Below are 13,741 nucleotides of genomic sequence, written 5' to 3'. Positions count from 1 at the left end.
CCCCCAGGGGAGCCGGGCCCTTCCGTGTGTCCGGTGCGGACCGTCAGCCGATCCGGGACTCCGCGCGGCGGGCCCGGACGTCGCCGACCTTCTGCCCCACCTTGCGGCGGATGACCAGCAGCGGGGCCATCGCGGCGAGCGTGATCTGCGCGAAGGCGCCGACGTGCAGCAGGGTGTCGCCGCCGGGGGCGCCGGTCGCCCAGGCCGCGAGGCAGCCGATCGACAGGACGATCCAGCAGAGCGTCGCGGTGGCCAGCAGCCCCTGCGGCTTCGGGTACTCGATCCGGCTGACCATCAGGTACGCCGCGCCGAAGATGGCGAGCAGACCGGGCAGGAACGGCGGGTCGAGCAGCACGATGGCGATCACCGTCATCGCGCCCATCGGGCAGGGCATGCCCTGGAACACCCCGGGCCGCATCTTCACGGCCGAGAAGCGGGCGAGCCGCAGCACCACGGCCAGCAGCACCGTGAGCGCGATCAGCGCCGAGAGGCGGCTGTTGGAGCCGGGCGAGACCATGCCCCAGACCGCGACGAAGTAGGCCGGCGCGATGCCGAAGCTGATCAGGTCGGCCAGGTTGTCGAGCTCGGCGCCGAGCGCGGAGGAGCGCAGCTTGCGCGCCACCAGCCCGTCGAACAGGTCGCACATCGAGCCGATCAGCAGCAGCGTCACCGCGGTGGCGGCGCTGTGCTTGTCCGGCGCGGCGTCCGGGTTGGTGATGTGCGGGACGAGCACCCCGGTGGTGATCGAGTAGATCGCCAGGAAGCCGCAGACGGCGTTCCCCAGGGTCAGGAAGTCGGCGGTGGACAGGTGCTGCGGCGAGCGCGGCGCGCGCAGCTCGCGGTCGCGGGCCCAGCGGCGGCGGCGCAGGGCCGTCTCCTCGTCGTCCAGGCCGACGATCGTCTCAGGATCAGTCACGGTCAAGGCGCGTCACCCCGGCGGTGGTCTTCTGGCCGACCTCGACGCCGACCTCGACGCCGGCCGGCAGGTAGGTGTCGACCCGGGACCCGAACCGGATCAGACCGATCCGGTCGCCCTGCTCGACCTTGGTACCGGCGTCCACGTACGGCACGATGCGGCGCGCCACGGCGCCCGCGATCTGCACCATCTCGATGTCGCCGAGCTCGGTGTCGAAGTGCCAGACGACCCGCTCGTTCTGGTCGCTGTCCTTGTTGAAGGCCGGCACGAAGCCACCGGCCACGTGCTCGACGGAGGTCACGGTGCCGGGCAGCGGGGCCCGGTTCACGTGCACGTTGAGCGGGCTCATGAAGATCGCCACGCGGGTCCGGCCGTCCGGCCACGCGTCGATGCTCTGGACCACGCCGTCGGCGGGGGAGATCACTCTGCCCGTGCCGATCTCACGCTCGGGGTCGCGGAAGAACCACAGCATGCCGGCGCCGAGCGCACAGGCGGGTACCGCCGCCAGGGCCCACTTGCCGCTGCGCCGGGTGAGGGCGGTGGTCACGGCGGCCGTGGCGAGGGTGGGGACGAACCAGGGGGTGGCACCGCGCGCGATGGTCACGCGGGGCCGACGACCGGCCGTCGTGGGTGCGAGGGCATCGCGGTCCGTGACGGAGGTGTGAGGGGACGGGCTGATGGGCATCGAAGACCTTTGTCGCGGGGGATCATGGCCGCTGGACGGGGGCCACCGCGGGATCGGGTAAGAGAGGGACGTCTTGCTGTCCCGGTGGATGCTATCGGGAGCAGACGGTGGGTGGGCAACCCGCCTGCTCGTTCATGTGTCCTGCCAGGGGCGCAGGTGCACCCCTTCCATACGACCGTAGCTCCCCCCGCTCCGGTTCCCAAGGGACCGGGCGAAGCTGGTGACGCTTGTCTCAGCCGGGCGCGGGAGGGTGCCCGAGCGGGCGCGGGGGACTGCCCGCCGGGCCCGTCGAGGGCGTGGCAGGGGGATGCCGGAGCGGCCGCGGGGCGCGTGACAGCAGCTGTACGCCCTGCGGCCGCTCCGGAGCGGCCGTGCCGGACCCGGGGCTGACCGGGCCACCGGGCAGGGGCACGGCGCGGTGCCGGGGACGGGCCCGCACGCCCGTCGTCCGGCGGCCCGTGCGGCGCGCGGATCACTGGGCGATGCGGTACTCCTCCAGCAGCCGGCGCCCGACGATCATCTTCTGGATCTCCGCAGTACCTTCACCGATCAGCAGCATCGGGGCCTCCCGGTAGAGCCGCTCGATCTCGTACTCCTTGGAGAAGCCGTAGCCGCCGTGGATCCGGAAGGAGTCCTCGACGACCTCCTTGCAGTACTCGGAGGCCAGGTACTTGGCCATGCCCGCCTCCAGGTCGTTGCGCTCCCCGCCGTCCTTCCGGCGGGCGGCCATGACCATCATCTGGTGGGCGGCCTCGACCTTGGTGGCCATCTCGGCGAGCTTGAACTGGATCGCCTGGTGCTCGGCGATCCGCTTGCCGAAGGTGGTGCGCTGCTGCGCGTAGGCGATGCCCAGCTCGAAGGCGCGGCGGGCGACCCCGCAGCCGCGCGCGGCCACGTTGACCCGGCCGACCTCGACGCCGTCCATCATCTGGTAGAAGCCGCGGCCGGGGACGCCGCCGAGGACCCGGTCGGCCGGGACGCGGACGTCCTGCAGGACCAGCTCGGTGGTGTCGACGCCCTTGTAGCCCATCTTCTCGATCTTGCCGGGCACGGTGAGGCCGGGGACGGTCGGGTTCGGTCCGAAGCCCGGGGTCTTCTCGACCAGGAAGGTGGTCATGTTCCGGTAGGGCGTGGAGCCGCCCTCGTCGGTCTTGCAGAGCACCGCGACCAGGGTGGAGGTGCCGCCGTTGGTCAGCCACATCTTCTGGCCGTTGAGGACGTAGGACGCGCCCTCCCCTTCCCCCTCGCGGACCGCCTTGGTGGTGATCGCGGCGACGTCGGAGCCCAGACCCGGCTCGGACATCGAGAAGGCGCCGCGGACCTCGCCGGTGGCCATCCTCGGCAGGAAGTGCTCCTTCTGCTCCCGGGTGCCGTGCGCGTTGATCATGTGCGCGACGATGAAGTGGGTGTTGACGATGCCGGAGACGGACATCCAGCCGCGGGCGATCTCCTCCACCACCAGGGCGTAGGTGAGCAGCGACTCGCCGAGGCCGCCGTACTCCTCGGGGATGGTCAGGCCGAAGAGGCCGAGCCGCTTCATGCCCTCGACGATCGCGGCCGGGTACTCGTCCCGGTGCTCCAGCTCGGTGGCGACCGGAATGATCTCCTTGTCGACGAACTCGCGCACGGTGGCGAGGATGTCCCGCTGGATCTCGGTGAGGCCTTCGGTCTGTGCGAGGCGTCCCATCGTGCGGCTCCTGTCATGCCGGGAAAACGACTGAAAATCGGAGGGTGGGGGACGGGGGCTCCGCGGGCGTGGCTTCCGCGGAGCCCCCGTGAACCGGGTGGGGGCGCGGCCGATGACGGCGGCCGGCCCGTCCGGGGTCCGGAGGGGGATTCCCTGCCCGGGAGTCCCCTTTCTCATGAGGGGGGGACCGGAGGGTCAGGAGAGCGGCACCGGCCGGCCCGGCTGCTCGCCGCCGCGCGCCGCGGTGTAGGCCGCGGTCGGCACCATGACCTTGCGGCGGAAGACGCAGACGACCGTGCCGTCCTGCTTGTACCCCCTGGTCTCCACGTGGACGATGCCGCGGTCGTCCTTGGACTTCGACGGCCACTTGTCGAGCACCGTGGTCTCGCCGTAGAGGGTGTCGCCGTGGAAGGTCGGCGCGACGTGCCGCAGCGACTCGATCTCCAGGTTGGCGATCGCCTTGCCGGAGACGTCCGGGACGGACATGCCGAGCAGCAGCGAGTAGACGTAGTTGCCGACCACGACGTTGCGGCCGAAGTCGGTGGTCCGCTCCGCGTAGTTGCCGTCCAGGTGGAGCGGGTGGTGGTTCATGGTGAGGAGGCAGAAGAGGTGGTCGTCGTACTCGGTGACCGTCTTGCCGGGCCAGTGCTTGTACACCGCGCCGACCTCGAACTCCTCGTAGGTGCGTCCGAACTGCATGATCGATGGGTTCCTCGGGTCTCGGAGGGGCTCAGGCCTGCGGGGGTTCGAACTTGGAGGTGCGCTGCAGACCGGCGGCGCGGCCCTTGCCGGAGATCACCAGCGCCATCTTGCGGCTGGCCTCGTCGATCATCTCGTCGCCGAGCATCGCCGAACCCTTGAAGCCGCCGGCCTCGGAGGTGCACCAGTCGTAGGCGTCCAGGATCAGTTCGGCGTGGTCGTAGTCGTCCTGGGAGGGCGAGAAGATCTCGTTCGCGGCGGCGACCTGGTCCGGGTGGAGCACCCACTTGCCGTCGAAGCCGAGCGCGGCGGCGCGGCCGGCCACCTCGCGGTAGCCCTCCTGGTTGCGGATCTGCAGGTAGGGGCCGTCGATCGCCTGGAGGTCGTTGGCCCGGGCGGCCATCAGGATGCGCATCAGGATGTAGTGGTAGGCGTCGGCGCCGTAGCCGGGCGGCTGCTCGCCGACCACCAGGGACCTCATGTTGATCGACGCCATGAAGTCGGCCGGGCCGAAGATGACGGTCTCCAGCCGGGGCGAGGCCTGGGCGATGGCGTCGACGTTGATCAGGCCCCTGGCGTTCTCGATCTGCGCCTCGATGCCGATCCGGCCGACCTCGAAGCCCATGGTCTTCTCGATCTGGGTGAGCAGCAGGTCGAGGGCCTTCACCTGCTCGGCGTCCTGGACCTTGGGCAGCATGATGCAGTCGAGGTTCGGGCCGGCGCCCTCGACCACGGTGATCACGTCGCGGTAGGTCCAGTGGGTGGTCCAGTCGTTGACCCGCACGACGCGGGTCTTGCCGGCCCAGTCGCCGTTGTTCAGGGCGTCGACGATGCCGTGCCGGGCGCTCTCCTTGACCGCCGGGGCGCAGGCGTCCTCCAGGTCGAGGAAGACCTGGTCGGCGGGCAGGCCCTGGGCCTTCTCCAGGAACCGCGGGTTGGAGCCCGGGACGGCGAGGCAGGAGCGGCGGGGGCGCAGTCGGTCGGTGGTCATCTGGTGGGGTCCTTCCGGGTCAGCCGGTGGTCGTGGCCGGGGCGGGCGTCCAGGGCCGGAGCCTGTTGGCCAGCCGGATCTCGTCCACGATCCGGCCGATGATGGTGGTGATGCCGAAGTCCTTCGGGGTGAACACGGCGGCGACGCCGGAGGCCCTCAGGGCCTCGCCGTCCGCTGCCGGGATGATGCCACCCACGATCACCGGGACATCCTCCACCCCGGCCCGGCGCAGCCGGTGCAGCACGTCCGGCACCAGCTCGGTGTGGGCACCGGACAGGATCGACAGGCCCACGCAGTGGACGTCCTCGGCGACGGCGGCCGAGACGATCTGCTCGGGAGTGAGCCGGATGCCCTGGTAGACGACCTCGAACCCGGCGTCCCGGGCCCGGACGGCGATCTGCTCGGCGCCGTTGGAGTGCCCGTCCAGACCGGGCTTGCCGACCAGCAGCCGCAGCTTGCCGGCGCCCAGCTCGGCGGCGGTCGCGGCGACCGCCTCGCGGACGGCGGTCAGCTCGCCGCCGGGCTCGGCCGCGACCGCGACCGGGGCGCCGCCGACGCCGGTGGGCGCGCGGTACTCGCCGAACACCTCGCGCAGGGCGAACGCCCACTCGCCGGTGGTGACCCCGGCGCGGGCGCAGGCCAGGGTGGCCGGCATCAGGTTCCCGGTGGTGGCGGCGACGGCCTTGAGCTCCGCCAGCGCGGTCAGCGCGGCGGCCTCGTCGCGCAGGGCGCGCCAGGCCTCCAGGCCGGCCAGCACGGACTGCTCGGCGGCCGGGTCGACGACCATGATCGCGCTGTCGAGGTCGGCCGTGAGCGGGCTCTCCTCGGTGGTGTCGAAGCAGTTGACCCCGACGATCCGGTCCTCGCCGGACTCGATCCGCGCCCGGCGGGCGGCGTGCGAGGCGACCAGGCCGGACTTGAGGTAGCCGGACTCGACGGCCGGGATGACCCCGCCCATCCCCAGCACCTTGGCGATCTCGGCCTCGGCGCCGGCCAGCAGCTCGTCGGTCTTGGCCTCGATCACCGGGGAGCCGTTGAAGATGTCCCCGTACTCCAGCAGGTCCGACTCGTAGGCGAGCACCTGCTGGATCCGCAGCGACCACTGCTGGTCCCAGGGGCGGGGCAGGCCGAGCGCCTCGTTCCACGCGGGCAGCTGGACGGCGCGGGCGCGGGCGTCCCTGGAGAGGGTGACGGCGAGCATCTCCAGCACGATCCGCTGGACGTTGTTCTCCGGCTGCGCCTCGGTCAGGCCGAGCGAGTTGACCTGGACGCCGTAGCGGAACCGGCGCTGCCGGGGGTCCTCGACGCCGTACCGCTCCCGGGTGATCCGCTCCCAGAGCCGGCCGAAGGCCCGCATCTTGCACATCTCCTCGACGAACCGCACACCGGCGTTGACGAAGAAGGAGATCCGCCCGACCACCTCGCCCATCCGTTCGGCCGGCACCTGGCCGGAGTCGCGGACGGCGTCCAGCACCTCGATCGCCGTGCACATCGCGTAGGCGATCTCCTGGACCGGGGTGGCCCCGGCCTCCTGGAGGTGGTAGCTGCAGATGTTGATCGGGTTCCACTTCGGGATGCTGCCGACCGTGTAGGCGATCATGTCGGTGATCAGGCGCACCGAGGGGCCGGGCGGGAACACGTGCGTCCCGCGCGACAGGTACTCCTTGACGATGTCGTTCTGGGTGGTGCCGGTGAGCGAGGTGACGTCGGCGCCCTGTTCCTCGGCGACCACCTGGTAGAGCGCGAGCAGCCACATGGCGGTGGCGTTGATGGTCATCGAGGTGTTGGTGCGTTCGAGTGGGATGCCGTCGAACAGGGTCCGCATGTCGCCGACGTGCCCCACCGGCACGCCGACCCGGCCGACCTCGCCGCGGGCGAGGACGTGGTCGGAGTCGTAGCCGGTCTGGGTGGGCAGGTCGAAGGCGACGGAGAGGCCGGTCTGGCCCTTGGCGAGGTTGCGCCGGTAGAGGGCGTTGGAGTCCCGGGCCGTCGAGTGGCCGGCGTAGGTGCGCATCAGCCAGGGGCGGTCGCGCTTCTGATCGGTCATCGGGCGGGCCTCAGGCGTCCCGGCCGGACCGGACGGTCCGGTCGTCCAGCTCGCGGAACAGGTTGATGGCGGGCAGGTGCCGGGCCCGCAGTTCGGCGTCGCGCACGCCCAGGCCCTCCTCGGGGGCCAGGCAGAGCACGCCGACCTTGCCCTGGTGCCGGTTGTGCTGCACGTCGAGCGCGGCCTGGCCGGTCTGCTCCAGCGGGTAGACCTTGGAGACGGTCGGGTGGATCCGCCCCTTGGCGATCAGCCGGTTGGCCTCCCAGGCCTCGCGGTAGTTGGCGAAGTGCGAGCCGACGATCCGCTTGAGCGACATCCACAGGTACCGGTTGTCGTACTGGTGCATGTAGCCGGAGGTGGAGGCGCAGGTGACGACGGTGCCGCCCTTGCGGGTGACGTAGACGCTCGCGCCGAAGGTCTCCCGGCCCGGGTGCTCGAAGACGATGTCGACGTCCTCGCCGCCGGTCAGCTCGCGGATCCGCCCGCCGAACCGCTTCCACTCGCGCTGGTCCTGGGTGTGCTCGTCCTTCCAGAACCGGTAGTCCTCCGCCGAGCGGTCGATGATCGCCTCGGCGCCCATCGCCCGGCAGATCCCGGCCTTCTGCGGGCTGGAGACCACGCAGATCGGGGTGGCGCCGCCGGCCAGCGCGTACTGGGTGGCGTACGAGCCGAGCCCGCCGCTGGCACCCCAGATCAGCACGTTGTCGCCCTGCTTCATGCCGGCGCCGTTCTGCGAGACCAGCTGGCGGTAGGCGGTGGAGTTGACCAGGCCGGGGGAGGCGGCCTCCTCCCAGGTCAGGTGGGCGGGCTTGGGCATCAGCTGGTTGGTCTTGACCAGGGCCAGCTGGGCCAGGCCGCCGAAGTTGGTCTCGAAGCCCCAGATCCGCTGCTCCGGGTCCATCATCGTGTCGTTGTGGCCGTCGGAGGACTCCAGTTCGACGGACAGGCAGTGCGCGACCACCTCGTCGCCCGGCTTCCAGGCGTTGACCCCGGCGCCGGTGCGCAGCACCACGCCGGCCAGGTCGGAGCCGACCACGTGGTACGGCAGGTCGTGGCGCCTGGTGAGCGGCGAGAGCCGGCCGTAGCGCTCCAGGAAGCCGAAGGTGGAGACCGGCTCGAAGATCGAGCTCCACACGGTGTTGTAGTTCACGGCGCTCGCCATCACGGCGACCAGGGCCTCGCCCGGGCCCAGTTCGGGCAGCGGGACCTCGTCGAGGTGGAGGGACGTGCGGGGGTCCTTGTCGCGGCTGTCGAGGCCGGCGAACATCTGCTCCTCGTCCTTGTGGAGCGTGACCGCCCGGTAGGACTCCGGCAGCCTCACGTTGGCGAGGTCCGCCGAGGTGCTGTCCGGGCTGAGGATCGCGTCGAGGATTTCCTTCATGGCTGCCTCCGAAGGCGTACCTGTGTGAGGGCACAGGGCGTCTGGGGGAGCCGGGAGCGGACACCGGCTTCGCTGAACGGGGTGGTGGACGGGTGGCTCGTCGGCCTGGCACTGCGGTGGGTCGCTCCCGGGGTTGGGGGAGCGCCGGTACGACGGCGCGCCGGGTGGGGAGCCGCGGCGCCGCGACTGGTGAGTAACAAGGTAGTGGCACCCTGTGCCACTCGTAAAGACACGCGGTGCCAGCAATTCGGCCGGGCCGGGATGCCCTCCGAGGGGCCTCCGGAGGGCATGGAAAGGGCCCGTGCCGATCGTTCGACACGGGCCCGGAAACCGCTTGCGGCCTGCGAAAACGCTTGCCGTCAGGCCTGCTTGGCGCCCTCCAGGGCGGCCCGCACGGCATCCACCACCAGCTCCAGCGGGGCGTCGGTGCGCGTGACTGTGATGAGCACCTCACCTCCGGGGCCGGCACTCGGTCCGCTCGCCGTCGCGGGCTCCGCACCCGTCGCACTGGCACCGGGTGCCACCAGGGCACCGCGCCGCCGCGCGCCCGGCGCGCTGGCCGCCCAGAAGGTCCGCCGGATCACCTCGAAGGAGTGGTCCAGCTGCTCCTCCACGTCACCGCGCCCGCCCGCCCGCAGCCAGCGCCGCAGCACGTGGTTGTGGGCCGCGACCACGGCCGCCGCCGACACCTCGGCCAGCATCGAGTCGTCCTCGCCGGCCCGCTGCCAGCCCGAGGGGATCTCCCCGGCGGTGTCGAAACGGCCCAGCAGGTAGCGGGTGAACAGCCGCTCGTAACGGGCCACCACGGCGATCTCCCGCTCGCGCAGCGTCGGGACCTGACGGATCAGCTGGTAGCGGGCCACCGAGACGCCGGGCGTCGAGGCGTACATCCGCAGCACCTCCTTGATGCCCCGGCAGACCACGTCCAGCGGGTGCTCCTCGGGCTCCGCGCTGGCCAGCAGGTCGGCCACCCGGACCAGGGTGTCGTCGTGGTCCGGGAAGATCGCCTCCTCCTTGGACCGGAAGTACCGGAAGAAGGTCCGCCGGGCCACCCCGGCCGCCGCCGCGATCTGGTCGACGGTGGTCTCCTCGTAGCCCTGGGAGGCGAACAGCTCCATGGCGGCGGTGGCCAGGTCCTGACGCATCTGCTGCCGCTGCGCGGCCGCCCGGCGCCCGCCCGGGCCGCCGTCCGGACCCGCCGGGGCGGTCCCGGACGCCCGGCCGTCGCGCGCCGGGACGGACTGCTGCGGGGAGACTGACTGAACCCGATCCATGCCCGGAACGCTACACGTCCCCGGCCCCGGCGCCGCGGGCCTCGTCCGGCGGGCGGGGAGGAACGGACCGCCCGCGACCGGCGCCGGCCGGTGCGCCGGAACGGCGCCCGGCTTCCAGCCGGCCCGCTCCGGGCGGAACGGCGGCCGGGCGGGCTGCCCCCCGTGGGGCGGCGGGGCGGTCACCGGCGGGCGTGGTCGCGGAAGCCGCGGCCGGTCTTGCGGCCCAGGCAGCCGGCCGCGACCAGGTGCTCCAGCAGCGGCGCGGCGGCCAGACCCGGCTCCCGGAACTCCCGGTGCAGCACCTGCTCGATGGTCAGCGAGACGTCCAGACCGACCACGTCCAGCAGCTCGAACGGGCCCATCGGGTACCCGCAGCCGAGCTTCATCGCGGTGTCGATGTCGTCCACCGTCGCGTAGTGCTCCTGGAGCATCCGCACCGCGTCGTTCAGGTAGGGGAAGAGCAGCGCGTTGACGACGAAGCCCGCCCGGTCGCCGCACTCCACCGGGTGCTTGCCGACCTTCGCGCACAGCTCCAGCACGGTCGCGGTGGCGTCCGGCGCCGTCAGCACCGTGGAGACCACCTCGACCAGCCGCATCGCGGGCGCCGGGTTGAAGAAGTGCATGCCGACCACGTCCTGCGGCCGGGAGGTGGCCGAGGCGCAGGCGATCACCGGCAGCGAGGAGGTGGTGGTGGCCAGCACGGCCCCCGGCCGGACGATCCCGTCCAGGACCGCGAACAGCTCCCGCTTGACCGCGAGGTCCTCGGCCACCGCCTCCACCACCAGGTCCGCCCCGGCCAGCTCGTCGTACCGGCCGACCGGCGAGACCAGTCCGAGCGCGGCGTCGCGCTGCTCCCCGGTCAGCCGGCCCCGGGCCACCGAGCGCTCCAGCGACCTCGCCAGCTGCGCCTTGGCCCGCTCCGCCTTCTCCCGGCTGCGGGCGGCCAGCAGCACCGGGTGGCCGGCCCTGGCGAACACCTCGACGATGCCGGTGGCCATGGTGCCCGAGCCGCAGACGCCGATGGTGCGCACCTCCCGGCCGGGCGTCCCCGGCCGCGCCGGGCCGGTGACCGCGTCGACGGCGCGGGAGGAGCCGGGGGCCTCGTAGGTGTAGAAGCCCCGGCCGCTCTTGCGGCCCAGCAGCCCGGCCGCGACCAGCTGGCCGAGGACCGGCGCGGGTGCGTGCAGCCGGTCCCGGGACTGCTCGTACATCGCCTCCAGGACGGTGCGGGCGGTGTCCACGCCGATCAGGTCGAGCAGCTCCAGCGGGCCCATCGGCAGACCGCAGCCGAGCCGCATCGCGGCGTCGATGTCCTCCCGGGTGGCGTACCTGGACTCGTACATCGCGGCGGCCTGGTTGAGGTAGGCGAAGAGCAGGCCGTTGACCACGAAGCCGGCCCGGTCGCCGGCGGCCACCGGCTCCTTGCCGAGCTCCCGGGCGAAGGCCGCGGCGTCCTCGGCCGTCCCCGGGGAGGTGAGCACGGTGCGCACCACCTCGACCAGCCTCATGGAGTGCACCGGGTTGAAGAAGTGCAGGCCGAGCACCCGGTCGGGGCGGGTGGTGGCGGCGGCGATCCGGGTGACCGACAGGGCGGTGGTGCCGGTGGCCAGCACGGTCGCGGCCGGGCAGATCCGGTCCAGCTCGGCGAAGACCTCCCGCTTCAGCTCCAGCCGCTCGGGGACCTCCTCGATCACCAGGTCGGCCCCGGCGGCGGCCTCCAGCGCGTGGCCGACGGCGATCCGGGCGAGCAGCCCGGTCCGTTCGGCGGCCGTGAGCCGGCCGCGGTCCACCGCGCGCGCGGTGGACTCCTCGATCCGGGCCAGCGCCCGGGCCGCGCATGCCTCGTCGGCCTCGATGCCGATCACCCGGCGGCCGCTCCTGGCGACCGCGACCGCGACGCCGGTGCCCATCGTGCCGAGTCCGACCACGGCGACCGTGGGGAAGGGACGCTCCATCTGTCCTGACTCCTTGTCATGGAAGGTCCGCGCGCGCTCCGGGGCGCGCCTTCGGAGGAGGGTCCGCGCGCGGGACGGGGAGATGACGGTTGCGGCCACCGCGCGGCCGCCGGTCCGCTCCGGCGGTGCTGCGGGTGTGCCGTGGTGCCCGGGCGTACGGCGTCCGGTGCCCGGAGCTCGCCGGGCGAGGGGGGCGGTTCCGGACGGCCGGTCGGCTCCGGACACGGAGGAGGAAGCCCGGCCCGGGCCGCGGTCCGCGGCACCGGCCGGTGAACGAACGCACCCCACGCGCCGGCCGCTCCGCGCGAGTCCCGCACGGCGGACGGCGCCCCCGCCGGTGCGGCTCCCGAGGCCCGGCGGTGGTGCGTGCGGACACTGTAGCGAAGTTACCGATCGGTAGGAAGGGGGGCGGTGGCCACGGTTTCCTCCGCCGCGGCGGAGGGTTCTCACTCGTCCGGGTGGCGGCGTGGACGGACGTCCGTTCGGACCACTCGATAGGGGAGTTACGGGCCCCGGCGGGGCCGGGAAGCATGGGGCCATGAGCACCGGAACCGTCGCCCCGGGTCGTCCCGAGCCGTCCGCCGAGTCCGGCGGGTCCGCCGCCGCGCAGGCCGCGCAGGCCGCGCAGGCCGCGCCGCCGTCCGCCCCCGGGGCCGGCGAGGCCGTGCTGTCGCCCCGGCACGATCGGGCCGAGCGCGGGGAGCGCGCCCGGGCCGCGGCCGACCGGCTGCGCGCCGCCGGGGTCGAGGCGGTCGCCGTCACCTGGGTCGACAACGCCGGCGTCGCCCGGGTCAAGGGGGTGCCGCTCGGCGGCCTCGTGCACGCGGCCCAGTGGGGCGTCGGCGCGGCCCCGTGCTTCGACGTCTTCCTCGCCGACGACACCATCGTCACCAGCCCGCTGATCGGCGGACCCACCGGGGACCTGCGGCTCTACCCGGACGTCGAGCGGATCGTCCCGCTCGCCGCCCAGCCCGGCTGGGCCTGGGCGCCGGGGGACCGCTACACCCAGGGCGGCGCACCGCACCCCGGCTGCCAGCGGCTCTTCGCCCGCCGGACGGTCGCCGCCGCCGCCGGGCGCGGGCTGACGCTCAAGGCGGGGATCGAGGTCGAGTGGGTGGTCGCACTGGCCGGCGCCCCGCAGGAGGAGCCCCGCTACCCGACGGCCGGCCCGGCCTACGGCATGCAGCGGCTCACCGAGCTCTCCGACTACCTGCGCGACGTGCTCCGCGCGCTGGGGGAGCAGGGCCTGACCGTGCTCCAGATCCACCCCGAGTACGCGGCCGGCCAGTTCGAGGTGTCCGTCGCCCCCGAGGGCCCGGTCGAGGCCGCCGACACCTCGGTGCTGATCCGGCACACCGTCCGCGCCGTCTCCGCCCGGCACGGCCTGCGGGTCTCCTTCGCCCCGGTGGTCGAGGCCGGTGCGGTGGGCAACGGCGGCCACCTCCACCTCAGCCTCTGGCGGGACGGCCGCAACCTCGCCCACGGCGGCCCCGGCCCGCACGGCCTCACCGCCGAGGCCGAGGGCTTCCTGGCCGGCGTGCTCGGCGCGCTGCCGGAACTGCTGGTGCTCGGCTGCTCCAGCCCGGCCGGCTACCTCCGGCTGGTCCCCTCGCACTGGGCCGGCGCCTACCAGTGCTGGGGGCTGGAGAACCGGGAGGCCGCGCTCCGGCTGGTCACCGGCTCCACCGGTGAGCGCGCCGCCACGGCCAACGCCGAGATCAAGTGCTTCGACGCCACCGCCAACCCCTATCTGGCGGTCGGCGGCGTGCTCGCCACCGGTCTCGCCGGCCTCGACCAACGGCTCGCCCTGCCACCGGAGTTCACCGGTGACCCGGCCGAGGCCGAGCCCGGCACGGTCCCCCGGCTGCCGGCCGGCCCGGCGGAGGCGCTCGCCGCCTACCGGGGCGCCGCCGTCCTCCGGGACGCTCTCGGCGAGCCGCTGTACGAGGCGGTCCTGGCCGTCCGCCGCGCCGAGGCCGAACAGTACGCCGACGCCACCCCCGAACAGCTGGCCGCCGCCACCCGCTGGCGGTACTAGGGCCTGCCCGACAGCTCGCGTCGCACGAGCGCGCGGCGTCGGGCGGGGTGCCCGGCCGTCGTCCCGCG

General features: G+C 73.3%; 10 protein-coding genes. 1 reads left to right on the top strand and 9 read right to left on the bottom strand.

The features are described 5' to 3' along the window. Positions 1 to 43: 43 nt before the first annotated feature. The 9 genes from ACFCX4_RS11075 to ACFCX4_RS11035 all read right to left on the bottom strand — a co-directional run bounded on the left by ACFCX4_RS11075 (position 44) and on the right by ACFCX4_RS11035 (position 11,635). Positions 44 to 922: a CDP-alcohol phosphatidyltransferase family protein gene (locus tag ACFCX4_RS11075; RefSeq protein ID WP_376140705.1), complete on the bottom strand. Its 879-nt coding sequence runs from the start codon at positions 920 to 922 to the stop codon at positions 44 to 46. Beyond that, positions 909 to 1,601: a phosphatidylserine decarboxylase gene (locus tag ACFCX4_RS11070; RefSeq protein WP_376140703.1), complete on the bottom strand. Its 693-nt coding sequence runs from the start codon at positions 1,599 to 1,601 to the stop codon at positions 909 to 911. The genes ACFCX4_RS11075 and ACFCX4_RS11070 overlap by 14 nt, the downstream gene beginning before the upstream one ends. A 472-nt stretch (positions 1,602 to 2,073) precedes the next feature. Continuing rightward, positions 2,074 to 3,288 carry an acyl-CoA dehydrogenase family protein gene (locus ACFCX4_RS11065; RefSeq protein ID WP_376140701.1) on the bottom strand — a complete coding sequence of 405 codons (1,215 nt, stop codon included), beginning with the start codon at positions 3,286 to 3,288 and terminating at the stop codon, positions 2,074 to 2,076. Positions 3,289 to 3,483: 195 nt separating this feature from the next. Next, positions 3,484 to 3,987, bottom strand: a complete 504-nt coding sequence (locus tag ACFCX4_RS11060) for a MaoC family dehydratase (protein ID WP_376140699.1) — start codon at positions 3,985 to 3,987, stop codon at positions 3,484 to 3,486. 31 nt (positions 3,988 to 4,018) lie between these two features. Beyond that, on the bottom strand, positions 4,019 to 4,978 hold the full coding sequence (locus ACFCX4_RS11055) for an HpcH/HpaI aldolase/citrate lyase family protein (RefSeq protein ID WP_376140697.1): 960 nt from the start codon (positions 4,976 to 4,978) through the stop codon (positions 4,019 to 4,021). Positions 4,979 to 4,997: 19 nt separating this feature from the next. Continuing rightward, a complete protein-coding gene (locus ACFCX4_RS11050; RefSeq protein ID WP_376140695.1) occupies positions 4,998 to 7,025 on the bottom strand; it encodes a protein meaA in 2,028 nt (675 codons plus the stop codon). 10 nt (positions 7,026 to 7,035) lie between these two features. Beyond that, entirely contained in the window at positions 7,036 to 8,406 is a 1,371-nt protein-coding gene (gene ccrA / locus ACFCX4_RS11045; protein ID WP_376140693.1) for a crotonyl-CoA carboxylase/reductase, read from the bottom strand. Positions 8,407 to 8,765: 359 nt separating this feature from the next. Continuing rightward, entirely contained in the window at positions 8,766 to 9,680 is a 915-nt protein-coding gene (locus ACFCX4_RS11040; protein ID WP_376140691.1) for a TetR family transcriptional regulator, read from the bottom strand. 179 nt (positions 9,681 to 9,859) lie between these two features. Beyond that, positions 9,860 to 11,635: a 3-hydroxyacyl-CoA dehydrogenase family protein gene (locus ACFCX4_RS11035; RefSeq protein WP_376140689.1), complete on the bottom strand. Its 1,776-nt coding sequence runs from the start codon at positions 11,633 to 11,635 to the stop codon at positions 9,860 to 9,862. 538 nt (positions 11,636 to 12,173) lie between these two features. On the opposite strand from ACFCX4_RS11035, the gene ACFCX4_RS11030 reads away from it, so the two are divergent. Continuing rightward, positions 12,174 to 13,673: a glutamine synthetase gene (locus ACFCX4_RS11030; RefSeq protein ID WP_376140687.1), complete on the top strand. Its 1,500-nt coding sequence runs from the start codon at positions 12,174 to 12,176 to the stop codon at positions 13,671 to 13,673. The last annotated feature ends 68 nt before the right edge of the window (positions 13,674 to 13,741 follow it).

The organism is Kitasatospora sp. NPDC056327, from assembly GCF_042261735.1.
In the GTDB taxonomy this organism is placed as follows: domain Bacteria; phylum Actinomycetota; class Actinomycetes; order Streptomycetales; family Streptomycetaceae; genus Kitasatospora.
This window is presented reverse-complemented; position numbering and strand designations above follow the sequence as displayed.